Raw genomic sequence first — 22,001 nt, forward strand, 5'->3', positions numbered from 1 at the left:
CGCTCAGCGCCGGGCGCACGCCGGGCAGCGCCCGTGCAGCACGACGTCGTGGCCGGTGACCTCGAAGCCGGCCTTCGCGCTCAGGCGCGCGATCGCCTGCTCGAGCGCGTCGTCGGTGAACGGCACGAGCTCGCCGCACTCCGCGCAGGCGAGGTGGTGGTGATGGTGGTCGGGGGCGAGGCGCTCGTAGCGCGCGATCCCCTGGCCGACCTCGATCCGCTGCACGAGCCGCAGCTGCTCGAGCTCGTCGAGGACGCGGTAGATGCTCGCCCGGCCGACCGGCCGCTGCTGCGCGCGCAGCTCGTCCTCCATCTCCAGCGCCGTGCGGGCGCAGCCCTGGGCGGCGAGGAGGTCCAGCAGCGCCGTGCGCGCGCCGCCCCGGCGGTAGCCGGCGTCGGTGAGCCGCTCCTCGGCGCGCAGGCGCCAGGGGGACGGGGCGTTCGTGACGGACATCGCCATCCATCGTAGCCCGGCGGGGCGACCCGTCGATCCGCGTGGCCGCCGCCGTGCAGGACCGCGACCAGCGGCGAGGAGCCCGGCGAGGCGCGCCGAACGCCGGGCCATGCGCCATCCCCAGCTGCACGCGGCCCTGCAGGCGGCGGCCCGCGACGCGGGTCGCGAGCTGGCCGCCCGAGCCGAGGAGGGGGACGAGGTCCCCTACGAGCTGCTCGAGCACGGCCCGGGCCGCCGCCCCCTCGGCAGCGCGCCGACCCTCTACTCCTACAAGCCGCTCGTCGGGCTGTACGTCGAGCGTCACGCCGACGACCTCGCGCGCCTGCCGACGGTCGCCGAGGCGGCGCACACGATGGTCGCGGCCTGGGGCGTCGAGGCGTACCTCGAGTCGCGCGGCGTCGCGCGTCCGCCGGCGGACCCGCACGAGCGGGCCCGGCTCGGGGTGCGGCTCTTCCTCGAGCGGGTCTACGAGGAGGCGCCGGACTTCGTCCTGCGGGAGGAGCAGTTCGACCGCGCCTTCGGCGAGCTCGACGCCGTCCTGACCGTCGACGCCACCGAGACGGTCGTCGCGATCCCGCTCGTCGGCGTCGAGATCGATCTCGCGACCGTCGCGATCACGCGCGGCGTCGCCCTGCAGCGCCCCGACACCCTGCGCGCGGCGCTGCCGCCGGCGGCGCTCGCGGGCCCCGACGGCGAGGAGGCCGACGCGATCGCGACCCTGCGCTGGGCCGCGCGGCCGGGCTCGCCCGACACGCCGCGGCGGGCGCGCGAGGCGGCCCGCCGGCTCGTCACCGCGCTGCGGCTGCACTGCGCCGGCGCCGCCCCGGCGAGCGGGCCGCTCGTCTGGCTGCGCACGGCGGGCGGACCGTGGCGGGCGATGGCCCTGGGCGGGACGTTCACGAACCGGGGCCACGTCGCGATCGGCGCCGACGACGTCGACGACCTGCAGGCGTTCGTCGAGCTCGTCGCCCGACGGCTGCCGGAGCGGGGCGAGGTGGCCTGGGCGCTGCGCCGCTGGACGCTGGCGCTGGACCGGGATCGTCCGGACGAGGCGCTGAGCGACCTGCTGCTCGCAGCCCGGGCGCTGCTGGAGCCCGAGGGGCCGCGCAGCGGCCGGCTCGCGGGGCGGCTCGCCGCGCTCGTGGCGGCCGACGGCGAGCGTGCCGCGCTGACGTCGCGCCTGGCCGGGCTCGCGGTCGTCGAGGAGGAGATCATGGCCGGCCGGCGGCGCCTGCCCGCCAGCCTGCCCGCCCAGGTCGACGAGCTCGCCGAGTGCCTCCGCGCCGTGCTGCGGGACTGCGTCTGCGGGCACCTCGAGGGCGACCTCGTCGAGCTCGCCGAGGACGTCCTGGAGGGCGCGATCGCCGACGAGCCGGTGCGTCCGCGGCCCGGGGACCTGCGCGGGCGCATGCTCGCGGCCGTCCGGCCGCTCGTCGGGCGGGGCGGCGGCGCGGCGGACGCCCGCCGCCGCGGACCGGTCCTGCCCTCCGTCGCGCCGATGCCCGCGCGCGGCGGGGACGCGGTGGCGCCCGACGCGGACGAGGACACGTTCGAGGACGAGGTCCGCGATGCGGTCACCCGCACCGACGATCCGGTCACCGAGACCGACGACGAGCGCGTCCCGCCGCTCCAGGACGCGCCGATCGCCCTGCGCGACACGGAGCCCGAGGCCGACGACGCGCCGATCGCCGACCCGACGGACGCCGCGCCCGAGCGCCCGTTCGTCGTCGTGGACCGGCGCGGGCGCGACGCCGGCGGGGCCGAGGAGCTTCCGGTCGCCGCCGACGAGGAGGAGGGGCTCTTCGACGTCGTGCGCTGGAGCGCGGCCGACGAGCTCGACCCCGACGCGGCCGACGCGGACGCCGACCGCGAGGCCTTCGACGAGCGCTGGCTCGAGGAGGTGGACCGCGAGCAGCTCTGGCTCGACCAGACCTGGGACGACCGCGCGCTGGAGGAGCCGCGCGACGACGACGTCGGGCCCTGGCCGACGTCCGGCTGAGCCGCCCGTCGCCAGCGGGCGTCAGCTCCGCGGCGCGAGCAGCGCGTCGCGGATCGCCGCGAGCGCCGGGAGGTCGAAGACCTCGTGGTCGAGCATCGGCACGACGACCGGCGTCGGGTCCCCGGTGGCGGCGGACAGCCGGGCCACCGCCTCGGCGTCCCGCGCGGCCAGGCGGCGGTGGTCGTCCCACGTGCGGCCGACCTTCGCGGCCAGCGGAGCGCCGAGCGCCGGCGCGAGCCGCGCGCCGACCGCGCCGCCGTCGCCGTCCCCGGACGCCGGGTCCAGGACGGTGACGCGGTTCACGACGAGCGCGGTGAACGGCATCCCGACGGCCTGCAGGTGCCGTCGGAAGAAGATCGCCTCGCCGGCCGGCACCGGCCCGGGACCGGTCACGACGACGAACCGCGTCGTCGGCGCCCGCAGGAGCGCGCGGACGGCCGCCGCACGCGCCGCGAAGCCGTCCGTGAGCGGTCCGAGCACCGCGAGGAACGTCGCGAGCTGCTCGAGCACCTCGACGCCGGTGAGCCGCCGCAGCCCGCCGAGCGCGAGGTTCGTGCCGCGGCGCGCGACGCGCGCCGCGATGCCGGTCCGGCCCTGCCCGAGCAGCGCCTGCACCGCTCGCCCCTCGAGGAACCCGGCGATCCGGTCCGGCGCGTCGAGGAAGTCCAGCGCGTTGCGCGACGGTGGCGTGTCGAGGACCACGACGTCGAAGCGCGGATCGCGGTCGAGGTCGTGCAGCCGGGCGACCGCCGTGAACTCGTGGCTGCCGCCCGCCGCGGTCGAGATCTGCCGGTAGATCGGGTTGGCCAGGACGGCCTCCCGCCGCTGCGGGTCCGGCGCGAGCTCGGCGACGAGGCCGTCGAAGGTGAGCTTCGGGTCGAGCATCATCGCCCAGAGCTCGCCGGGCGGCGCGACGCCGAGCGCGGCCAGCGTCCCCGGGGCGACCGGGACCGGGTCGTTGCCGAGCGTCCCGACGCCGAGCGCGTCGGCCAGGCGCCGCGCCGGGTCGATCGTCACCACGGCGACGCGGCGCCCGCGACCCGCCAGCGCCAGGGCGAGTGCCGCGGCGGTCGTCGTCTTGCCGACCCCGCCGGGCCCGGCGCAGACGACGACCTGCGCGCCCGCGAGGCGGTCGAGGAGGGACGCGGCCACGAGCGGCGCCGGGGCGCTCATGCCGCCGCCCGCCGTCCGATCGCGCGCTCGAGGCGGTCGGCGAGCGCGACGACCTGCGCGGGACCGACCTGGGCGACGGGGAGGAACGGCAGGGTGCTCACGGGCGCGCCGAGCTCCCGCCGCAGGCGGGCGAGCTGGCGCTGCTGATCGTGGGCGCGCGCCGCGTGGTGCCGCGCCGCCCGGACCGCCGGGTCCTCCCCGGCGCCGTCGAGGACGGCGCGGTCCGCGGCGTCGAAGCGGTCCGCGAGCAGCCCGTTGCCGACGCCGAGCGCGACGTCGACGCCGGCCTCCGCGCGCAGCGCGTCGCGGAGCTCGAGCGCCTCGCCGACGGGCAGCTCCTCCGCCGTGGCGGTCACGACGACGGCCGTCGACGCCGGATCGGTGATCGTGTCGGCGATTCGCAGCCCCTGGCGGGCGACGGGCCCGACGCGGGCGGTGGCGGCGAACTGCGCCGGGGCGCCGAGCATCGTCGCGGCGTGGCCGCTCGCCGGGGCGTCCATGACGCAGAGGTCGTAGGGCGCCGCGCCCGGCGTGCGCCGCTCGGCCTGGGCGAGCTCCCAGACCTTGCCGAGCGCGAGCAGCTCGCGCAGGCCGGGGGTGGCGGCCGTCAGCGCGGTGAACATCCGGCTCGAGCGCAGGAGCTCGGCGAGCGGGCCGATCGGCAGCTGGTCGCGCAGGTACTCCCGCAGCGCGGCCTCCGGCGAGACCGAGACGTGCCAGAGGCCGTCGCCCCAGGGCCCGGCCAGCGGCCGCTCGTCGAAGCGCTCCACGTCGTCCTCGTGCGCGACGCCGGGGCGGTCGTCCCCGCCCGGGACGAGCGTCGCGGCGACGTCGGCCCGGCGGCCCACCTCGGCCACGACCACGCGCTTGCCGCGTCGTGCCGCCGCCACGGCCAGCGCGGCCGCGACGGTCGACTTGCCGACCCCGCCCTTGCCGGTCACGACGACGAGCCGCCGTTCGAGGAGGTCGCCCGCCATCGGCGCGGATGGTACGGCAGCGGCCCGACCGTCCCGCTCGCCGTCCTCCTGCAACGTCGCGCCCAGTCCCGCGGAAGGAACCGCGCCGCGTCCGGCGAACGACCGAGGCGCGGCCTCCATCGGAGGCCCCGGACCCCGCGAGCGATCGTGACGCACGACCAGGAACCCACCCCCCGGAGCGCGGACGCCGACGGCGCGCGCCCGACGGTCATCGTGATGGCCAACCAGAAGGGCGGCGTGGCGAAGACGACCACGACGCTCAACCTCGCCGCGGCGCTCGGCGAGCGCGGCCACCGCGTGCTCGCCGTCGACCTCGATCCGCAGGGCAACCTGACGATGTCGCAGGGCCTGGACCCCGACCACGTGGATCCGTCGATGTACCACGTGCTCGTGCAGGGCCGCCCGATCGCCGACGTCCTGCACCACGCCGAGGTCGACGTCGCCGCGGCCTCGATCGACCTCGCCTCCGCCGAGGTCGCGATGGCCGCGATGATCGGCCGCGAGCGGGCGCTGGAGCGCGCGCTGCGCGCCGTCGCCGCCGACTACGACTACGTCTGCATCGACACGCCGCCGAGCCTCGGCCTGCTGACGATCAACGCGCTCACCGCCGCCGACAAGGTGATCGTGCCGGTCCAGGCCGAGTACCTCTCGCTGCGCGGTCTCGCGCAGCTGCGCAACACCGTCGAGCTCGTCCGCGAGCAGCTCAATCCGCGCGTGCGGATCGAGGGCATCCTGCCGACGATGCTGGACCGCCGCACGGTCCACGCGAAGGAGGCGCTGGAGCTGCTCGAGGAGCACTTCGGCGACCGCCTGCTCGCCACGCGCGTGAAGAAGACGATCCGCTTCGCCGAGGCGCCCGTGAAGGGCATGTCCGTCCTTCGCTACGACCCCGACAGCCTCGCTGCACAGACCTACCGCGACCTCGCCAAGGAGCTGCTCGCCCGATGAGCCAGAACCCGCACCGGTCCAGCCTCCACGAGGGGCCGCTGGCCGACCTGTTCCGCCGGACCGACCAGCCGGCGGAGTCCAGCGCGCTGCCGCAGGACAGCCGCTACCCCGCGAAGATCGAGCTGGGCGCCGACCCGGACCAGATCCTCGGCCTCGCCGACGTCGCCCCGACGCCGGTCGACCTCGGCGTCGTCGACGCCCGTCCGCTCGCCGAGCGCACCGAGGCGACCGTCGAGTCCTGGGGCGCGCGCGGCCGCCACGTCCCGGCGAACCCGCACGGCCCGGTCATCCGCGTCGTCGGCGTGGGCGGCGGCGGCACGAACGCCGTCAACCGGATGGTCGACGCCGAGATGACCGGCGTCGAGTTCCTCGCGATCAACACGGACGCGCAGTCGCTGGCGGACTCCCAGGCCGAGACGACGATCCACATCGGGCAGGGCTCGACCCGCGGCCTCGGCGCGGGCGCCGACCCCGACGTCGGGCGCAGCGCCGCGATGGAGCAGTACGACGAGATCAAGGACGCGCTGCGCGACAGCGACATGATCTTCATCGCCGTCGGCGAGGGCGGCGGCACCGGCACCGGTGCCGCTCCGGTCGTCGCGCGGATCGCCCGCGAGCTCGGCGCGCTGACCGTCGGCATCGTCACGAAGCCGTTCGCGTTCGAGGGCCGCCGCCGCGCCGAGTCCGCCGACCGCGGCGTGCAGGAGCTCGCCGCCGAGGTCGACACGCTGATCGTCGTCCCGAACAACCGCCTCCTGACGGTGCTCGAGCGCAACACGTCGATGGTCGACGCGTTCCGCGTCGCCGACGACGTCCTGCGCCAGGGCGTCCAGGGCATCTCGGAGCTCGTCACCGTGCCGGGCCTCATCAACCTCGACTTCGCCGACGTGCGGACGATCATGGCCGACCGCGGCGCCGCGCTGCTGGGCATCGGCCACGGCACCGGCGAGTCGCGCGCGATCCAGGCCGCCGAGCGCGCCGTCTCCAGCCCGCTGCTGGAGACGTCGATGGACGGCGCGAAGGCGATCCTCCTCTCGATCACCGGCGGCGAGGACCTCTCGCTCTGGGAGATCAACGAGGCCGCCGAGACCATCCGCGAGGCCGCCCACCCCGACGCGAACATCATCTTCGGCGCGATGGTCGACGAGCGCCTCGGCGACGAGGCGTGGGTCACCGTCGTGGCGACCGGCTACGACCACCAGCCGCACCTCGCGCCGGCTCCGGCCGCGGCGACGCCGCAGCGCCGCGCCGTCCGCGCGCCGGAGGCCGAGCCGCGCGTGGAGCGTCGCGCGCCGGCCCCGCGTCGCCCCGAGCCGGTCCGCCGCCCCGCGGCGGCGGGCGCCGGGCGCGACGGCGAGGGCTGGAGCGTGCCGGAGTTCCACCTCGGCGGCTGAGCCGCACGAGCTGCACCGCCGTCCCCGACGGCACCGACGGGCCTCGATCGCGGGCGGCGGAGAACCGTCGCCCGCGCGCCCGTTCCGGGAGGTCGCTCGAACGCGGCCGCCGGTGGCTGCGTCATGCTGGCGCCGATGACGTCGCGCGGGATCGTCGCCGCCGGGCACCCGCGGACCGCGGACGTCGGCGCTGCGATCCTCCGCGAGGGCGGCAGCGCCGCCGACGCGCTCGTCGCCGCGGTGCTCGCGTCCTGGGTCTGCGAGCCCCTGCTCACCGGGCCCGCCGCCGGCGGTCACCTGCTCGCCGTGCCCGCCGCGGGGCCGGCGCTCGCGATCGACGCCTTCTGCGCCGCGCCGTCGGGGACGCCGGCGAGCCCGCTGCGGGCGGTCGACGTCGACTTCGGGGACGCCCACCAGACCTTCCACGTCGGCGGCGCCTCCGTGGGCGCGTTCGGGCTCGCCGACGGGCTCGTGGCGCTGCACGACCGTCATGGGCGCATGCGCCTGGAGGACCTCGCCGCCCCGGCCTCGCGGATGGCGCACGAGGGGGTGCCGCTGAACGCCGGCCAGGCGTACGTCGCTCGGATCCTCGAGGGGATCCTGCGGTCGACGCCCGAGGCCGAGGCGCTGTGGGCGCCCGGGGGCCGCCTGCTCGTCGAGCACGACGTGCTGCGCAGCCCGGAGCTCGGCGACACGATCGCCCGGATCGGCAGCGAGGGCGCCGGCCCGCTGCGCGACGGCGACCTCGCGGCGGCGTGCGTCGCCTGGACGGCGCGGGCCGGCGGGGCGCTCCGGGCCGAGGACCTCGCCGACTACCGCGCGGTGGTCCGCGAGCCCGTCCGCGTCGGCTATCGCGACCGGACGGTGCTCACGACGCCGCCGCCGTCGGCCGGCGGCCTGCTGCTGGCGCTCGCCCTCGGGCGCCTGGACCGTGCGACGGCCGGCCCGCCGGGCCCGGCCGAGCTCGTCGCCGCGATGGCCGCGGCGGAGGAGGAGCGCACCGACGCGTTCGTCGCCGGCCTCGACGTCCCGGGCCACGCGGACCGGCTGCTGGCGCTGCGCCTCGGCTCGACGACCCACGTCTCGGTGATCGACGGCGACGGGCTGGCGTGCGGCGCCACGAGCACGAACGGGGAGGGGTCGGGGCTCGTCGTTCCGGGGACCGGCATCCACCTGAACAACGTCATGGGGGAGGAGGACCTCAACCCGGCGCTGGCCGACCCGGCGCGCGCGTTCCCGCCCGGCCGGCGGATGCCGTCGATGATGGCGCCGACCGCGGTCCTGCGGGCCGACGGCAGCACGGAGGCGATCCTCGGCTCGGCCGGGTCGATGCGGATCCGGTCCGCGCTGCTGCAGACGGTCGTCGCCCTCGTCGACCGCGGCTGCGACCCCCAGGCGGCGGTGACCGCGCCCCGCGTGCACGTCGAGGACGGCGTCGTCTACCGGGAGCCGGGCCTCGCGGCGCCCGAGGGCTGGACGGGCGGGCGACCGCTCGTGGACTTCGCCGCGCCGAGCCTCTTCTTCGGCGGCGTCCAGATCGCGACGCGCAGCGCCGACGGCGGCGCGCTGGCCGCCGCGGCCGATCCGCGGCGCGGGGGCGCGGTCGCGGTCGCCTGAGCCGCGCACCGGGGCCGCGGACGGCGGAGGTCCTGCTGCCCGGTCGGCGGGGGCGACGGCGGGCACGCCGCCCCGCGGTCGCCACCGCCGACCCGCGACCGGTTCGCGGCGGTGGTCACCGGACGGGGCGCGCGCCGCGGGACGGGGGCGAGCCCGTCTCAGGCACCGGTCCGCGGGACCGGACGCGACGCGACGCGCGTGCCGGCCACGACGAGCACGACGCCGGCGGCCGCCGCGACGGTCACCGCTTCGTGGAGGAAGGCCGCGCCGTAGGCGAGCGCGAAGACCGGCGCGACGTACGTCACGAGCATCGTCCGCGCCGGCCCGACCGTGGCGACGAGCGCGAAGAACGCCGCGAAGCCGAGACCCGTGCCGAGCACGCCGAGCACGAGCAGCGCCAGCCACGCGCCGGCGCCGTGCAGCGCGGCGCGCCCTCGCCGGCGGCGGTCGCCACCAACGCGATCGTCGTCGCCCACGCGAGGTTGTCGGCCGTCTGGCGCAGCGGCGGCACGCCCGCCGTCCACCGGCGGCTGAGGACCGCCCCGGCGCCGTAGCCGAGCGGGGCGAGGAGGATCACCAGGCCGCCGAGCAGCGCATCGGAGGAGCCGGAGAGGTCGGCGGCGAACAGCAGCACGACGCCGGCGAACCCGGTCAGCAGCCCGGCCACGCCGCCGCGCCCGAGCCGCGCTCCGCCGCCGGCGCGCTCCAGCGCGGCGGTGCAGAGCGGGGCGGCGGCGACGAGCACCCCGGCGAGCCCGCTGGCCACCCAGCGCTGGCCGAGCGCGATCATCGGCAGCGAGACGCCCGCCGCGAGCGCGCCGACGACCGCCGACCGCCCTGCCGGGGTGCGCGGACCGCCTCGGTCGGTGCGCAGGCGCGCGAGGCCGGCGATCACCACGGCGCCGACGAGCAGCCGCAGCGCCGCGATCCACGCCCACGGCATGCCGTGGTCCAGGAGGACGGCGGTCAGCGCGTAGCTGCCGCCCCAGGTCGCCGCGAGCGCGAGCAGGAGCATCGCCTGAGGGCGGGTCACGGCAGCGCCATCGTCGACGATCGTCGCACCCGCGCCTCGGGCGCCACCGGCGCCCGAGGACGACCACGGGGTTCGACCCCGAGCCCGCGGGACCGGCTGGACCTTCCCGGGACGAGGCGTATCCTCGGTCGGGATGGCGCAGCGCGAAGAGGACCTGCCGCTCTTCCCCCTCGGGATCGTGGCCCTCCCCGGCGAGGACGTGCCCCTCCACCTCTTCGAGGAGCGGTACAAGGAGCTCGGAGCCCGGTGCATCGCGGAGGACCGCGAGTTCGGGATCGTCCTGCTCGACGAGGACGGTCCCCGCGCGATCGGCTGCGCGATGCGCGTGACCGAGGTCCTGCAGCGGTTCGAGGACGGCCGCCTCGACGTCATGACCCGCGGCACGCGCCCGTTCCGGGTCATCGAGGAGCACCACCGTCACGCGTACGCGTCGGCGGAGGTCGAGTTCCTCGACGACGACGCCGAGTCCCCGGACCACGACGCCGCCGCCGCGGTGCGCCAGGCGTACGCGTCGCTGGCCAACCAGGCCACTGAGCACGAGGTGAGCCCCGGCGACCTCGCCGCCGCAACCTCGTACGACCTCGCGGCGTCGGTCGAGTTCGCCGCCGCGGCGAAGCAGCAGCTGCTCGAGCAGCGCTCGGAGAACGCGCGGCTGCGCCAGCTGCTCTCGCTGCTGCGCGCCGCGCTGAAGCGGCTGGAGTTCGCCGACCTCGCGCGCGTCCGCGGCGCCTCCAACGGCGTCGTCCGGTTCGACTGAGCGAGGCCGGTCGGCGCCCCGCCCTCGTCCTGGTTGGGACCGCGCCCGCCCGGGAAGGGGCAGCGCATGGGCACCGAGATCGTCTGGTTCCGTCGCGACCTGCGCGTCCGGGACCACCCGGCGCTGCACGAGGCGGCGTCGGGCGACGGCTCGGTGGTCCCGCTCTTCGTCGTCGATCCGGCGATCACCGGCGGCCGCGGGGCCTCGCGACCCCGCGCGCGCTTCCTCGCCGCGTCGTTGCACGAGCTCGACGGGGCGCTGCGGGAGCGCGGCGGGCGGCTCGTCGTCCGCCACGGCGACCCCGGGGAGGTCCTGCCGGCGCTCGCCCGCGAGGTGGGCGCCGACGTCGTGCGGTGGACCGCGGACGCCTCGCCGTTCGGGCGCGCGCGCGACGCCCGGGTGTCCGACGCGCTCGAGGCGGCCGGCGTCGCCGCGAGCGAGCACCCGGGGCAGTACGTCGTCGATCCCGCCGCGCCGCGCACCGGCAGCGGCGGGACCTACGGGGTGTTCTCGCCGTTCCATCGCTCGTGGGAGGGCCAGGAGCGCCGCCCGATCCACGACGCGCCCCGGGCCCTGCGGGTGCCGCGGGTCGGGGGCGAGGGCCTGCCGGCCGCACGCGACCTCGCCCCGCGCGACCTGCCGGACGTCCCGGAGCCGTTCGCCGAGGGCGGCGAGGAGGCCGGGCTGCGCGCCGCCCGCAGCTGGCTCGACGGCCCGCTCGCCGACTACGCCGACCGCCATGACGCCCTCGCGGTGCCCGGCGCGCGCCCGGCGGGCGGCACGAGCGGCCTCTCTCCCCACCTGCGCTGGGGCACGATCTCCTCGCGCTGGCTCGAGGCGCGGGCGCGGCGGCTGGACGGCGAGGGCCCGGCGGCGTTCGTGCGACAGCTCGCCTGGCGCGACTTCTACGCCCACGTCTACCTGCACCACCCCGAGGACCGCCACCGGGAGCACCAGGAGCGCTACCGCTCGCTCGCGTGGGAGGAGGACGACGAGGCGCTCGACGCCTGGCGCGCGGGGCGCACCGGCTACCCGCTCGTCGACGCCGGGATGCGGCAGCTCGCCGCCACCGGCTGGATGCACAACCGAGCGCGGCTGGTCGTCGGCTCGTTCCTCACGAAGGACCTGCACCTGGACTGGCGCGCCGGGGAGCGGCACTTCCACCGGCTGCTCCTGGACGGCGAGCCGGCGCAGAACGACGGCAACTGGCAGTGGGTGACGTCGGTCGGGGTCGATCCGAAGCCGTACTTCCAGCGGATGTTCAACCCGATCCGCCAGCAGCAGCGCTTCGACCCTGACGGCCGCTACGTCCGGCGGTGGGTGCCGGAGCTGCGGCGCGTGCCGGACGACCTGCTCGCCGAGCCGTGGCGGATGGACGAGGACCAGCAGCGCGCGGCAGGCTGCCGGATCGGCACGGACTACCCGGCGCCGATCGTCGACCACGCCGAGGAGCGCGAGCACGCCGCGGCGCGGTACCGCGCCGCGGCGGCGTGAGCGGCGCGACGGCGATCCCGTCGGTCGCCTGCGTCACGACCCACGTCCCTTCTCGGACGGGGCCCTCAGCCGGCGGAGGCACGCGCCGGGCGCAGCGCGCGCGGCGCGGGGGAGGGCACGAGCTCGGCGTAGACCTCCGCCGTCTCGCGGGCGATCTCCGCCCAGTCGAAGCGGCGCACGTGCTCCGACGCCCGGGCGACGAGGCGGTCGCGCAGCACCGGATCGGTGAGCAGCCGCTCCATCGACGTCGCGAGCGCGCGCGGGTCGCGCGAGGGGAAGCGCATCCCGGCGGGCTCGTCGGGCACGACCTCCCGCAGGCCGCCGGAGTCGGCGACGATGCACGGGCACCCCGACGCCATCGCCTCCAGCGCCACGAGCCCGAACGGCTCGTAGATCGACGGCACCACGCAGAGGTCGGCGATCCGGTAGAGCGTGTGCAGGACGTCGTCGCCGATCCAGCCGAGGAACGTCCCGTGGGCGTCGAGCCCGAGATCGTGCGCCTGGCGGCGCAGCTCCTCCTCGTGCGTGCCCGACCCGGCGATGAGGAAGCGGACCTTCCCGACCCGCTCGATGACGCCGTCGGGGCCGCCCATCGCGTCGAGCGCGAACTGGAACCCCTTCTCGTAGACGAGCCGGCCGACGAGGAGCACGAGCTGCTCGTCGGGGGCGGCGTAGCGCGCGCGGACGCCGACGAGGTCGGCCGCGGGCCGCAGGTCGGCGAGGTCGATCCCGTTCGGGATCACCGTCACCCGGTCCTCGGGGATCCGGTAGACGTCGGCGACGTGCCCGCGCATGTAGTGCGAGCAGGCGATGACGCGGTCGGCACGCCGCACCATCCAGGTCTCGATGCCGTGGATGTGGCTCTGGGGATGCCGGTCCACCCAGCCCTGATGGCGCCCGTACTCCGTGGCGTGGACCGTCGCGACGAACGGCACGCGCGCCTCGCGCGCCAGGCGGTCGGCCGCCGAGGCCACGAGCCAGTCGTGCCCGTGGACGAGGTCGAAGCCGCCGTCGGCCACGAGCGCGCGACCACGGGCGACCATGTCGTCGTTCATCGCGGCGATCCAGGCGATGAACGTGTCGAGGTCGCGGGGACGCGCGGGCTCGGGCACCCGGTGGACGACGACCTGGGCGTCGCGCCCGTCGGTCGCGGCGACGACGTCGCCGCGCGTCAGCACGTGGACCTCGTGGCCCTGGCGGGCGAGGTGCCCTGCGAGCTTGTCGACGTGCCGGGCCAGGCCGCCCTCGACGATCGGCGGGTACTCCCAGCTGAGGATCAGGACGCGCATGCCGATGGGCTCCGTGCGGCGTCCCCGTCCAGGAACGGGGCCAGGTGACGCACCGCGGGCGAGCCAGACCCTAGCGCGTGCAGCTCGGCGTCCAGGGCCTCGGCGTGCGAATCCGACCGACGGTCGGGATAGTCGCCGGCGGTCCGTCGCGTCCGCAGGAACGCCCAGTCGGAGGACTGCAGCGCCAGGAGCTCGCGCCACGCGCGCGGCGTCGCGTCGGCGCCGCGCGCGACGACCTGCAGCTCCAGCTCGCGGGCCCGCCAGGCCATCGGCGCCACCTGCGGGCCGCTCCAGGTCCAGAGGGTCCGGGGCGTGCCCCACGTCGTCGTGCCGCGGGCGGCGTCCGGCAGCGGCGGCGCGTCGGTCGCGCCGGCCGCCGCGGCGTCGGCGTGGACGAGCTCGAGCCCCTGGGCGGCCGCCTCGTCGAGGAGGGCTTCCAGCCACCACGGCCCCTCGAGCCACCAGTGGCCGAGGAACTCCGTGTCGAGCGCCACGACGGCGGTCCCGCCGTCCCGGACCCGCTCGCGCGCCGCGGCGACGAACGCGGCGGCGTCGGACCGGGCCCGCGCGCGGGCGCGCTCGGGGTCCCAGGGGGATCCGTCGTTGGCCCACGGGAGGAGGTCGAAGGTCGTGCGCCGGTGGCTGTCGCGGTACGCGTCGGCGGCCGGGATCGCGCCGTCGGACCAGACGAGGTCCATCAGGACGCGATCGATCGGCAGGAGCGTCGTGCCGTGCGGCGTGCGGTAGGGCCGCAGGTGACCGGGGGCGCCGAGGCCGAGGGCGTCGGTCAGCTCGACGCAGGTGGCCCGCACGCCGGCGTCGGCCAGTGGGCCGTCGAGCGCCGGGTCGTACGCGCACTCCGGCAGCCACAGCCCGCCGTCCCAGCGGCCGGCCGCGCGGGCGCGGTGCGCGGCGATCCCCCCGTCGAGCTGGCGGTGTAGGCCCTCGGGCGTGGCGAGCAGCGGCAGCACGGCGTGCGTGGCCGACGAGGTCCACGCGCCGTGGCGCAGGAGCGCGCTGGCGACGTCCCCGCCGCGGGCGTCGAAGTCCCGTCCGGCGGCGCGGTAGGTCTCGCGCAGCGTCTCGAGCGCCGCGGCCTCCCGCGGTCGGCCGGTTTCGCGCAGGCCCACGATGTCGCGCGCGTAGACGTCCTCGCGCACGTCGTCGAGGAACGCCCGGAACCGCTCGCCGATCCCGTCGGCCTCGAGCTGGTCGAGCAGGACCGGGGTCAGCGAGAGGGTCAGCGCGGCGGCGTCGGATCGTCGGTCCAGGAGCTCCAGGAGCGGCAGGTAGCACGTGGCCAGGGCCTCCCAGAGCCACTCCTCGCCGAACGGCCACGTCCCGTAGCCCTCGACGTAGGGCAGGTGCGTGTGGAGGACGACGACGAGGCGGCCGTCCCCGGAGGCGGGGTCCGTCAGGGCCGAACCACCGCCACGAAGTCGAGCGCGCGGTCGAGGTCGGCGCCCTGCTCGGCGGTCCGCAGGACGAAGTCCGACGCGGCGATCGCCGGGGTGAACCAGCCGTAGAAGGGCTTCGTCAGGCGCAGCGCCTTGTGCAGGCGGTCCCAGGCGAGGCGCTCGATCGCGAACTGGTGCAGCGCGAGCTTGCGGGCGTGGAAGACCCCGTGGAGCTCGACGCGACCGAAGTGGCGCTCGAGGAGCTCGCGGTACTCGTCGGCGCGGTACTCCTTGACGTGCCAGGGGTTCTCGGACTTCTCGGCGCCCTCGGGCGCGAGCGTCAGGAGGTTCGGCGTGGAGACGTACGCCTCGCCCTGCGGTCCGACGAGGGCCTTGAACCGCTCGAGGATCGCGTCGGGGTCCTGGACGTGCTCGATCGTCTGGAGGAACACGACGACGTCGGTCGGGCCGTCGTAGGTCTCCACGAGCGTGCGCTCGAAGCGGAGGTTCGGCCGCACGTAGCGCAGGCGCGCGTGCTCGTGGGCCTCGGGGTTGGCGTCGACGCCGACGACCTCCGCGCCGGACCGGGCCAGGACGTCGGAGCCGTAGCCCTCGCCACAGGCCAGGTCGGCCACGCGCGTCCCGTCCGCGCCGCGGGCGGCGAGCCGCTCGGCGATCCACTCGTAGACGACGAGGTGCCGCCGGTACCAGTAGTTCTCCTCCGGCACGTCGGGCAGCGTGCGCTCGCCGGTGAGCTCCAGCGGCGGGACCCCGGGGGGCTGGTTGCGCTGGACGTAGCGCGGCGCGGCGGCGGGCATCGCGGCGCAATCTAGTCGCCCGCGCCCGAACCCGGCCGGCCGGTCGGAGCGCGCGGGAGCGCCGTCGCCGCCGGGCGCGTCGTGCGGGGCGGACGGGCCATCGCGGGCGGGACCGTGGCAGACTGCGCCGACCGATGACGCCTTTTCCGACCAGCGGTAGCGCAGCGGCGGAGCCGGACACGGCCGAGCAGATCCGCGACGTCAACACCCGCTACCACGACGGTGCGGCCGAGCACTACGACGCGAAGTGGGGCATCGACTGGGGCGAGGTCGGCCGCGACCAGGTCCTGCAGAAGATCCACAAGCTCCTCGGTCGCCCCGCCCCCGTCTTCGGCGACGCGCTGGAGATCGGCGCCGGCACCGGCTACTTCACGCTGCACCTCCTGCAGGCCGGGCTGATCGAGCGCGCGACCGCGACCGACATCTCCCCGGGCATGATCGCGGCGCTCGAGCGCAACGCCGAGACGCTCGGGCTCGACGTGACGACGGCCGTCGCGGGTGCCGAGGAGCTGCCGTTCCCCGACGAGAGCTTCGACCTCGTCTGCGGTCACGCGATCCTCCACCACATCCCGGACCTCGAGCGGGCGTTCGCCGAGTTCCATCGCGTCCTGCGGCCCGGCGGCGTCGTGCTCTTCGCCGGCGAGCCGTCCCGCAACGGCGACAAGCTCGCCGCGATCCCGAAGGGCGCCGCGCTGCGCGTCGCGCCGATCTGGCGGCGCCTGATGCAGGCCGGTCCCGCGGTCATCGGCCAGGACGACGGCGGCGAGGAGAACCACGCGCTGGAGCACCTCGTCGACGTCCACGCCTTCGTCCCCGCCGAGCTGCGCGGACCGGCCGAGGCGGCGGGCTTCGCGACGGTCGACGTCCAGGGCGAGGAGCTCGCCGCGAACTGGTTCGGCTGGTTCAACCGCGCGATGGAGTCGACGGCCGACCCGGACGACATCCCGTGGTCGTGGCGTCGCTACGCCTTCCGGGGCTACCTGCTCTTCCAGCAGCTCGACCGTCGCCTGCTCGAGGGTCGGCTCCCCGCGGGGGTCTTCTACAACCTCATGGTCGTCGCGCGGAAGGCCGCCGGGGCCTGACCCTGCGCGGATCGGGGGCCGCGGCGACCGCGGACCCCGATCCGCCCGGCCGGCGTCACTCCGCCCGGCCGCCGCCGGTCGTCGTGTAGCTCGCCGAGCGCACGACCTTGCGCAGCAGGCCACCGCCGCGCTTGGCGCACGAGCTGCCGCCGGAGGCCGTCTCGGTGCAGCGGAAGCGGCTCGCGTCGTCGAGCGCCGCGACGCCGCCGCCCGGGTCGACGAGCGACCACGGCTTGCGCAGGCCGGCCGGGTCGATCCGGCGCTGGAAGCGGCGGTGCACCGTCGTCGAGGACCGGTGGTAGTAGTAGCTCTCCAGGGCCGGATAGCCGTTGCCCGAGACGTCGAAGTCGTAGCCGCCGCCGCTGCGGTACCGGACCGTGAGGTCGTAGTCGACGCTCCATGCGCCGGCCTTGCCCCAGGTGTTCGTCACGGAGTTCAGCAGCGACGCCTTGACGCGCAGGCCACGACCCGAGCGCGCGATCGCCACGTCGTTCGTGGCCCGCGAGCGGAAGTCGGTGTTGCGCACCCCGCTCAGCGAGCGCACGACGGTCGGCAGGGCCGGGACCTCGCGGCCGGCCTGCAGCGCCCGCGGGACCTTCGTCTTGCGCGGCACGCAGACCGGGCCGTAGCAGTGGGGCAGCCAGATCCGGTCCGGCAGCCCGAGCGCGATGTGCGTCGGGGTGACGGTCAGCGACGTCCGCCCGGTCGCCACGTCCCAGACGAGGTACGCGCGCGAGCTCGCGGAGGTCGCCGAGCTGAAGCCGCGCCCGTCGCCCCGCAGCAGCCGGCCTCCGGCGAGGCGGTTCGGGATGAACCACCGCAGCACGAGCACGCCGTCGTCGGGGGTCCGGGCGCCGGTCTCGCGCACGACGCGCGTGGCCCCGTGGGGCACGGCGCCGAACCCGAGGTCCTGTGCGGCGCGGTAGGTCGCCGACGGGGTGGGCGCCGGGGGCGTCGCGGTCCGGCACCGCGGGACCCCGGGGAGGAACCCGGTGGTGAACGTCCGCAGGTACGCGTCGGGCACGTAGTACGCGCCGACCTTGCTCCAGATGCGGGAGCCGTAGGCGGCCTCGCCGGTCGTCTGGCACGCGATCCGCACCCACTGGCCGGCGCGGACGTGGTCGATCTTCGCGCGCGGCCGCAGCTGCGGGGCGGTGCGCCCGTCGAGCGACTGACGGGCGAGGTACGTGCGGTCGGCCTTCCAGGGGCCGGGGCCGGTGGCGCGGTCGGCGTTGGCCGCGGCAGGGGCCACGACCGCCGCGCTCGTCATCGCGAGGACGAGCGCAGCGGCACGACGGCCTGGGAGCGGCACGAGGCGGGGGGACATCGGGCTCCTCGGGGTATCGGGGGATCCGACGCCGGCGGGGGGACCGGCGTCGTCGAAGACCCTCGCACGCACCCGACGCTGCGTGAGCGCGTTCTCACGGACCCCTCACGGACGCCCGCAGGAGGGGGCGCCGGGTCCGGCCTCAGTCGGCCCAGCGCATCCGCTGCGGGGCGTCGCGCAGCCGGATGACCTTCGCCGGGACGCCGCCGGCGACGCTGTTCTCCGGCAGGTCGCGGGTGGCGACCCCGTAGGTGCCGAGCACGCTGTTGTCGCCGACGGTCACGCCGCGCAGGACGCACCCGCCGTACCCGATCCAGACGTTGTGCCCGACGCGGACGGGACGGGTGTAGATCCCCTGCTCGCGGATCGGGGTGTCGACCCAGGCGACGGAGTGGTCGAAGTCGATGAACATCGAGCGGTCGGCGATGACGCACTCCCGCCCGATCTCGACGCGCTCGTAGCAGCTGATCGTGCACTCCTGGCCGAGCACGGACTTCGCGCCGACGACGACCTCTCCCTCGTGGCAGCGGACCTTCGTGCCGTCGCCGAGCCACGACCAGCGGCCGAGCCGCACCGTCGCCCGAGGGCCGATCTCGAAGGTCACGCGCCGTCCGACGAACGCCGGCCCGTCGATCTGCAGGCGGCGCCCGAAGCGGAGCTTCAGCCGCAGGACGCGCAGGCCGATGCGGGCGTAGCGCCAGCGGAGCATCCCATGCCGGCGGGCGAAGCGCAGGAACGCGATCGTCCCCCGGGGCGGCTCCGGCGGGCGCCGGACGTCGACGACCGGCGGCTGCGTGTCGTCGACGGTCGTCCCGGAGTGGGGCAGGTCGACCGCGGGCACCGGCTCGGACGTCACGCGCCGGAGCCTAGATCGGCGGCGGCGCGGCTGCTGCCCGGGGCGGCGCGTCGCGCGCACGCCGGCGGGCCGCCTGGGCCGATCCCGCCGCCGGGGCCTCGCGCGCGGTCGCGTCAGCCGGCCGGTCCGGCGGTCCGCCGGCGCGGACGCGCCTCGGCGGCGATCCGCTTCTTCGTGGCCGCGAAGGAGCAGATCGGGCAGGCGGCGAGGTCGTGCCCCCGGGCCGGGCAGTGCTCGCGGCCGAAGAAGATGATCTGGAGGTGGCGGTCGTTCCAGCGCTCGCGCGGGAACACCGCCTTCAGGTCGCGCTCGGTGCGCTCGACCGAGCCGCCGTCCGAGAGCCCCCAGCGGCCGGCGAGCCGCAGGATGTGCGTGTCGACCGGGAAGGCGGGGACGCCGAAGGCCTGCGCCATGACGACGCTCGCCGTCTTGTGCCCCACGCCGGCGAGCGACTCGAGGAACGCCCAGTCGGGCCGCACCTCGCCGCCGTCGGCGACGATCTGGTGGGCGGCGGTCCAGAGGTTCCTCGCCTTCGTCGGCGCCAGGCCGATCTCCCGGATGAGCTCGAGGATCTCCGCCGGGTCCAGCGCCGCCATCCGCTCGGGCGGATCGGCGACGGCGAAGAGCCGCGGGGTGATCTCGTTGACCTTCTTGTCGGTCGCCTGCGCTGAGAGCGCGACCGCGACGAGCAACGTGTACGGATCGCGGTGGTCCAGCGGGATCGGCGGGTCGGGGTAGAGCTCGTCGAGCACCTCGCCGATCCGCTCGGCCTTCTCCTGGCGACGCACGGCGGCGACGGTACCCGCTCCGCCGCTCGACCGGCGCTCGTCCGTCGGGTGGTCGAGACCGCCTGGGGCAGATAGTCGGACGTCCTCCTATCTCGGCGCGATGGCGTAGGGTCCAGGGCGATGGCGACCGAGACGAGCCTCGCCGAGCGGCTGCTGCAGGGCGACAAGCGCGCCCTCGCCCGCGCGATCACGCTGGTGGAGAACGACGACCCGCGCGGCTGGGACCTCGTCCGCGAGGTCTACCCGCACACCGGCGGCGCCGCGGTCCTCGGGCTGACCGGGGCGCCGGGTGCGGGGAAGTCCACGCTGATCAGCGCGCTGACGAAGGCGCGACGGGCGCAGGAGCGCGACGTCGCCGTCCTCTCGATCGACCCGAGCTCCCCGTTCACGAAGGGCGCCCTGCTCGGCGACCGGATCCGCCTGACCGACCACTTCCTCGACCCGGGCGTCTTCATCCGCTCGATGGCCAACCGCGGCGCGCTCGGGGGCCTCTCGGAGGCGACGCTCCAGGCGGCCCTGCTCATGGACGCGGCGGGCAAGGACGACGTCTTCCTCGAGACGGTCGGCGTCGGCCAGGCCGAGATCGACGTCATCGACCACGCCGACACCGTCGTGCTGATCCTCATCCCGGGCGGGGGCGACTCGATCCAGGCGCTGAAGGCCGGCGTCATGGAGATCCCGGACATCATCGTCGTGAACAAGGCCGACCACCCGATGACCGACACGATGGTCCGGGAGGTCCGGTCGGTGCTCTCCCTCGCGCCGCACGAGAAGGGCACCTGGCGCGTCCCGATCGTCAAGACGCAGGCCTACCGGGACATCGGGATCGACGAGCTCATCGAGCAGATCGACGCCCACCGCGCCTACATCCAGGAGCGCGGCGAGCTCGAGGAGCGGCGGCGGCGCAACCTCCGCAGCGAGGTCCTCGCGCTGACCACGAGCCGGATCCGGCGGCGCCTCGACGCGGCGCTCGCGTCCGACGAGCGGTTCCAGGCGCTGCTCCAGCAGGTGGTCGAGCGGCGCCTCGACCCGGCGAGCGCGGCGACCGAGGTCCTCGGGCGCCTCGACGCGGGCGACCTCGCGATCGACTGAGGCCGACCGCGGCGCTACTGCCCGAGCACGGGCAGGGCCCGCTCGATGCCGCCCCACGGCAGGGGGCCCGTCGGCGGCGCCACCCCGACGTCGCCGGTGAGGAGCCCGGCGCCGAGCAGCCACGCGGTCGCCACGAGCGTCAGCGCGGCGAGCGCCATCCCGGTGCGCGGCACGCGCTGCCAGGCCCATGCGGCGGCGGCGCCGAGCACCGGCAGGCCGACGACCGTCGCCGGCCCGGCGAGCCAGCTCGTCGCCGGCCAGGGCGAGAGCACCGAGTACGGCACGGCCACCGCGAGCACCACGAGCAGGAGGAACGCCACGATGACCTCGACGTGGATCTCGTCGGCGAAGAGGCGCGCCAGGCGCGATCGCCGAGCGCGCCACAGCCGCCACCCGGCCACGCCGCCGAGCGCGGCGATCGGCGCCCAGCGCAGGAGCCCGTAGCGGGCGTCGACGAGCCACCCGAGCGGGCCGGTCGCGAGCCGGGCGAGGGCGTCGCCGGGACCGTCGACGTCGGTGGGCAGCGTCCACCCGGCCGCGGGCGCCCACGGGGTCGGGCCGCCGTAGATCCGGTCGTGGACCGTGAGGAAGACGAACGCGGAGAGCAGCAGCAGCTCGAGTGCGACGAAGCCGGTGAGGCCGCGCCGCCGTCGGCGCATCCAGCGGGCCAGGGCGGCCGCGACGAGCAGCGCGACCGGCGCGAGCGGCAGCCAGATCCACCAGAGCAGCGCGCAGAGCAGCGCGCACGTCAGGGCGGCGCCCGTGCGCGGCTGCTCGCGCACCGCGAGCGCCGCGGCGACCGCCCCGGTCAGGAGCGCCGCCGCCGGCGCGCCGGCGGCGATCTCGGTCGCGCCGAGGATCGCGGGCGGGGAGAGCGCCATCGCCAGCACCCCCCAGGTCGCCCACGGGTCGGGGACGATCCGCCGGGCGATCGGGATCGCGAGCGCGAACGCGAGCGCCAGCAGCCCGGCGCACCACAGCTGGGCCGCGATCCGGCCGCCGGCGGAGTCCGCGCCGCCGATCGCGCGCCCGAGCCAGTAGGGCGGCGCCAGCAGCGCACCGAGGCCCATCGAGCTCGGCTCGAGGAAGCCGCCCGGCGCGGTGGGCTGCGGGACCGCGCGCCCGTCCTCGCCGTCGGGCCGTACGAGCTGCAGGGCGACCGTGGGCCGCAGCACGTCGCGGGGGCCGGTGCCCTGGACGCCGCCCCAGGACCGCCACGCGCCCGCCTGGTAGTCGTCGAGCAGGTCGATGTCGCCGTCGGTGACGAGCGAGTGGGCGACGAGCAGGCGGTGCGCCTCGGCGCTCGTCAGCGCGCGGTCGGGCGCGGCCGGGACGACGAGCCCGAGGCCGTAGACGGCGAAGAGCGCGATCCAGGCCACCGCCAGCCGCGGCACGACGCGTCGGTGATCCGGTCGCGGCACGGCTGGCCAGGCTATCGGCGAGCGGGAAGGACGGTGGACGCCGGCCGCCGGCCACCGCGCTTCACCGGATCGTCACGGCTCGCTCA

General features: G+C 76.5%; 20 protein-coding genes. 8 read left to right on the forward strand and 12 right to left on the reverse strand.

The genetic code is table 11. The features are described from left to right. Positions 1 to 3 precede the first annotated feature (3 nt). Complete coding sequence (locus tag SK069_RS07255) at positions 4 to 453, reverse strand: Fur family transcriptional regulator (RefSeq protein WP_319953530.1); 450 nt, start codon at positions 451 to 453, stop codon at positions 4 to 6. Positions 454 to 562: 109 nt separating this feature from the next. On the opposite strand from SK069_RS07255, the gene SK069_RS07260 reads away from it, so the two are divergent. Further along, positions 563 to 2,452: a hypothetical protein gene (locus SK069_RS07260; RefSeq protein ID WP_319953531.1), complete on the forward strand. Its 1,890-nt coding sequence runs from the start codon at positions 563 to 565 to the stop codon at positions 2,450 to 2,452. A 21-nt stretch (positions 2,453 to 2,473) separates the two neighbouring features. Here the strand turns inward: SK069_RS07260 and SK069_RS07265 are convergent, their stop codons facing one another. Both SK069_RS07265 and SK069_RS07270 read right to left on the reverse strand, forming a co-directional pair. Beyond that, positions 2,474 to 3,625, reverse strand: coding sequence for an ArsA family ATPase (locus tag SK069_RS07265; protein ID WP_319953532.1), 1,152 nt, complete (start codon positions 3,623 to 3,625; stop codon positions 2,474 to 2,476). Next, positions 3,622 to 4,602, reverse strand: coding sequence for an ArsA-related P-loop ATPase (locus SK069_RS07270; protein ID WP_319953533.1), 981 nt, complete (start codon positions 4,600 to 4,602; stop codon positions 3,622 to 3,624). Before SK069_RS07270 ends, SK069_RS07265 begins: the two co-directional genes overlap by 4 nt. A gap of 216 nt (positions 4,603 to 4,818) precedes the next feature. Between SK069_RS07270 and SK069_RS07275 the strand changes: the two genes are divergently transcribed. The 3 genes from SK069_RS07275 (at position 4,819) to SK069_RS07285 (ending at position 8,561) form a co-directional block, all read left to right on the forward strand. Next, the gene (locus tag SK069_RS07275) at positions 4,819 to 5,550 is read left to right on the forward strand and encodes a ParA family protein (RefSeq protein WP_319953534.1); all 732 of its coding nucleotides are present in this window, start codon (positions 4,819 to 4,821) and stop codon (positions 5,548 to 5,550) included. Then, positions 5,547 to 6,944, forward strand: a complete 1,398-nt coding sequence (ftsZ, locus tag SK069_RS07280; RefSeq protein ID WP_319953535.1) for a cell division protein FtsZ — start codon at positions 5,547 to 5,549, stop codon at positions 6,942 to 6,944. Before SK069_RS07275 ends, ftsZ begins: the two co-directional genes overlap by 4 nt. 135 nt (positions 6,945 to 7,079) lie before the next feature. Continuing rightward, complete coding sequence (locus SK069_RS07285; RefSeq protein WP_319953536.1) at positions 7,080 to 8,561, forward strand: gamma-glutamyltransferase; 1,482 nt, start codon at positions 7,080 to 7,082, stop codon at positions 8,559 to 8,561. A 158-nt stretch (positions 8,562 to 8,719) separates the two neighbouring features. On the opposite strand, the gene SK069_RS07290 is transcribed toward SK069_RS07285, so the two are convergent. Both SK069_RS07290 and SK069_RS07295 read right to left on the reverse strand, forming a co-directional pair. Next, positions 8,720 to 8,950, reverse strand: a complete 231-nt coding sequence (locus SK069_RS07290; protein WP_319953537.1) for an EamA family transporter — start codon at positions 8,948 to 8,950, stop codon at positions 8,720 to 8,722. Next, on the reverse strand, positions 8,863 to 9,594 hold the full coding sequence (locus tag SK069_RS07295; protein ID WP_319953538.1) for a DMT family transporter: 732 nt from the start codon (positions 9,592 to 9,594) through the stop codon (positions 8,863 to 8,865). The genes SK069_RS07290 and SK069_RS07295 overlap by 88 nt, the downstream gene beginning before the upstream one ends. Before the next feature lie 133 nt (positions 9,595 to 9,727). Between SK069_RS07295 and SK069_RS07300 the strand changes: the two genes are divergently transcribed. Continuing rightward, a complete protein-coding gene (locus SK069_RS07300) occupies positions 9,728 to 10,351 on the forward strand; it encodes an LON peptidase substrate-binding domain-containing protein (RefSeq protein WP_319953539.1) in 624 nt (207 codons plus the stop codon). Positions 10,352 to 10,417: 66 nt separating this feature from the next. Then, on the forward strand, positions 10,418 to 11,845 hold the full coding sequence (locus tag SK069_RS07305) for a cryptochrome/photolyase family protein (RefSeq protein ID WP_319953540.1): 1,428 nt from the start codon (positions 10,418 to 10,420) through the stop codon (positions 11,843 to 11,845). A gap of 65 nt (positions 11,846 to 11,910) precedes the next feature. On the opposite strand, the gene SK069_RS07310 is transcribed toward SK069_RS07305, so the two are convergent. The 3 genes from SK069_RS07310 to SK069_RS07320 all read right to left on the reverse strand — a co-directional run bounded on the left by SK069_RS07310 (position 11,911) and on the right by SK069_RS07320 (position 15,349). Further along, a complete protein-coding gene (locus tag SK069_RS07310) occupies positions 11,911 to 13,134 on the reverse strand; it encodes a glycosyltransferase family 4 protein (RefSeq protein WP_319953541.1) in 1,224 nt (407 codons plus the stop codon). Then, entirely contained in the window at positions 13,122 to 14,294 is a 1,173-nt protein-coding gene (locus SK069_RS07315) for a 1,4-alpha-glucan branching protein domain-containing protein (RefSeq protein WP_319953542.1), read from the reverse strand. Before SK069_RS07315 ends, SK069_RS07310 begins: the two co-directional genes overlap by 13 nt. 254 nt (positions 14,295 to 14,548) lie before the next feature. Then, on the reverse strand, positions 14,549 to 15,349 hold the full coding sequence (locus tag SK069_RS07320; protein ID WP_319953543.1) for a class I SAM-dependent methyltransferase: 801 nt from the start codon (positions 15,347 to 15,349) through the stop codon (positions 14,549 to 14,551). Between the two features lie 134 nt (positions 15,350 to 15,483). Here SK069_RS07320 and SK069_RS07325 point away from each other — a divergent pair, with 134 nt between their 5' ends. After that, positions 15,484 to 16,431: a class I SAM-dependent methyltransferase gene (locus SK069_RS07325; protein WP_319953544.1), complete on the forward strand. Its 948-nt coding sequence runs from the start codon at positions 15,484 to 15,486 to the stop codon at positions 16,429 to 16,431. 55 nt (positions 16,432 to 16,486) lie between these two features. Here SK069_RS07325 and SK069_RS07330 read toward each other — a convergent pair whose 3' ends face one another. From SK069_RS07330 to SK069_RS07340, 3 genes are all read right to left on the reverse strand, one after another. After that, the gene (locus SK069_RS07330) at positions 16,487 to 17,758 is read right to left on the reverse strand and encodes a hypothetical protein (protein ID WP_319953545.1); all 1,272 of its coding nucleotides are present in this window, start codon (positions 17,756 to 17,758) and stop codon (positions 16,487 to 16,489) included. Positions 17,759 to 17,900: 142 nt separating this feature from the next. After that, positions 17,901 to 18,614, reverse strand: a complete 714-nt coding sequence (locus SK069_RS07335) for an acyltransferase (protein WP_319953546.1) — start codon at positions 18,612 to 18,614, stop codon at positions 17,901 to 17,903. A gap of 113 nt (positions 18,615 to 18,727) precedes the next feature. Further along, positions 18,728 to 19,402 carry an endonuclease III domain-containing protein gene (locus SK069_RS07340; protein WP_319953547.1) on the reverse strand — a complete coding sequence of 225 codons (675 nt, stop codon included), beginning with the start codon at positions 19,400 to 19,402 and terminating at the stop codon, positions 18,728 to 18,730. 120 nt (positions 19,403 to 19,522) lie between these two features. On the opposite strand from SK069_RS07340, the gene meaB reads away from it, so the two are divergent. Then, the gene (gene meaB / locus SK069_RS07345) at positions 19,523 to 20,494 is read left to right on the forward strand and encodes a methylmalonyl Co-A mutase-associated GTPase MeaB (RefSeq protein WP_319953548.1); all 972 of its coding nucleotides are present in this window, start codon (positions 19,523 to 19,525) and stop codon (positions 20,492 to 20,494) included. A gap of 14 nt (positions 20,495 to 20,508) precedes the next feature. Here the strand turns inward: meaB and SK069_RS07350 are convergent, their stop codons facing one another. Continuing rightward, complete coding sequence (locus SK069_RS07350) at positions 20,509 to 21,915, reverse strand: hypothetical protein (protein WP_319953549.1); 1,407 nt, start codon at positions 21,913 to 21,915, stop codon at positions 20,509 to 20,511. Positions 21,916 to 22,001 lie beyond the last annotated feature (86 nt).

The sequence above is a fragment of the Patulibacter brassicae genome, from assembly GCF_033949425.1.
Classification (GTDB): Bacteria; Actinomycetota; Thermoleophilia; order Solirubrobacterales; family Solirubrobacteraceae; genus Patulibacter; species Patulibacter brassicae.

Bases quoted from the DNA above. Each gene is read 5' to 3' on its own strand.
- ftsZ (WP_319953535.1), top strand. From the start codon at position 5,547: ATGAGCCAGAACCCGCACCGGTCCAGCCTCCACGAGGGGCCGCTGGCC.
- SK069_RS07285 (WP_319953536.1), top strand. From the start codon at position 7,080: ATGACGTCGCGCGGGATCGTCGCCGCCGGGCACCCGCGGACCGCGGAC.
- SK069_RS07325 (WP_319953544.1), top strand. From the start codon at position 15,484: ATGACGCCTTTTCCGACCAGCGGTAGCGCAGCGGCGGAGCCGGACACG.
- SK069_RS07300 (WP_319953539.1), top strand. From the start codon at position 9,728: ATGGCGCAGCGCGAAGAGGACCTGCCGCTCTTCCCCCTCGGGATCGTG.
- SK069_RS07320 (WP_319953543.1), bottom strand. From the start codon at position 15,349: ATGCCCGCCGCCGCGCCGCGCTACGTCCAGCGCAACCAGCCCCCCGGG.
- SK069_RS07265 (WP_319953532.1), bottom strand. From the start codon at position 3,625: ATGAGCGCCCCGGCGCCGCTCGTGGCCGCGTCCCTCCTCGACCGCCTC.
- SK069_RS07305 (WP_319953540.1), top strand. From the start codon at position 10,418: ATGGGCACCGAGATCGTCTGGTTCCGTCGCGACCTGCGCGTCCGGGAC.
- SK069_RS07260 (WP_319953531.1), top strand. From the start codon at position 563: ATGCGCCATCCCCAGCTGCACGCGGCCCTGCAGGCGGCGGCCCGCGAC.
- SK069_RS07270 (WP_319953533.1), bottom strand. From the start codon at position 4,602: ATGGCGGGCGACCTCCTCGAACGGCGGCTCGTCGTCGTGACCGGCAAG.
- SK069_RS07275 (WP_319953534.1), top strand. From the start codon at position 4,819: ATGGCCAACCAGAAGGGCGGCGTGGCGAAGACGACCACGACGCTCAAC.
- SK069_RS07330 (WP_319953545.1), bottom strand. From the start codon at position 17,758: ATGTCCCCCCGCCTCGTGCCGCTCCCAGGCCGTCGTGCCGCTGCGCTC.
- SK069_RS07255 (WP_319953530.1), bottom strand. From the start codon at position 453: ATGTCCGTCACGAACGCCCCGTCCCCCTGGCGCCTGCGCGCCGAGGAG.
- meaB (WP_319953548.1), top strand. From the start codon at position 19,523: ATGGCGACCGAGACGAGCCTCGCCGAGCGGCTGCTGCAGGGCGACAAG.
- SK069_RS07310 (WP_319953541.1), bottom strand. From the start codon at position 13,134: ATGCGCGTCCTGATCCTCAGCTGGGAGTACCCGCCGATCGTCGAGGGC.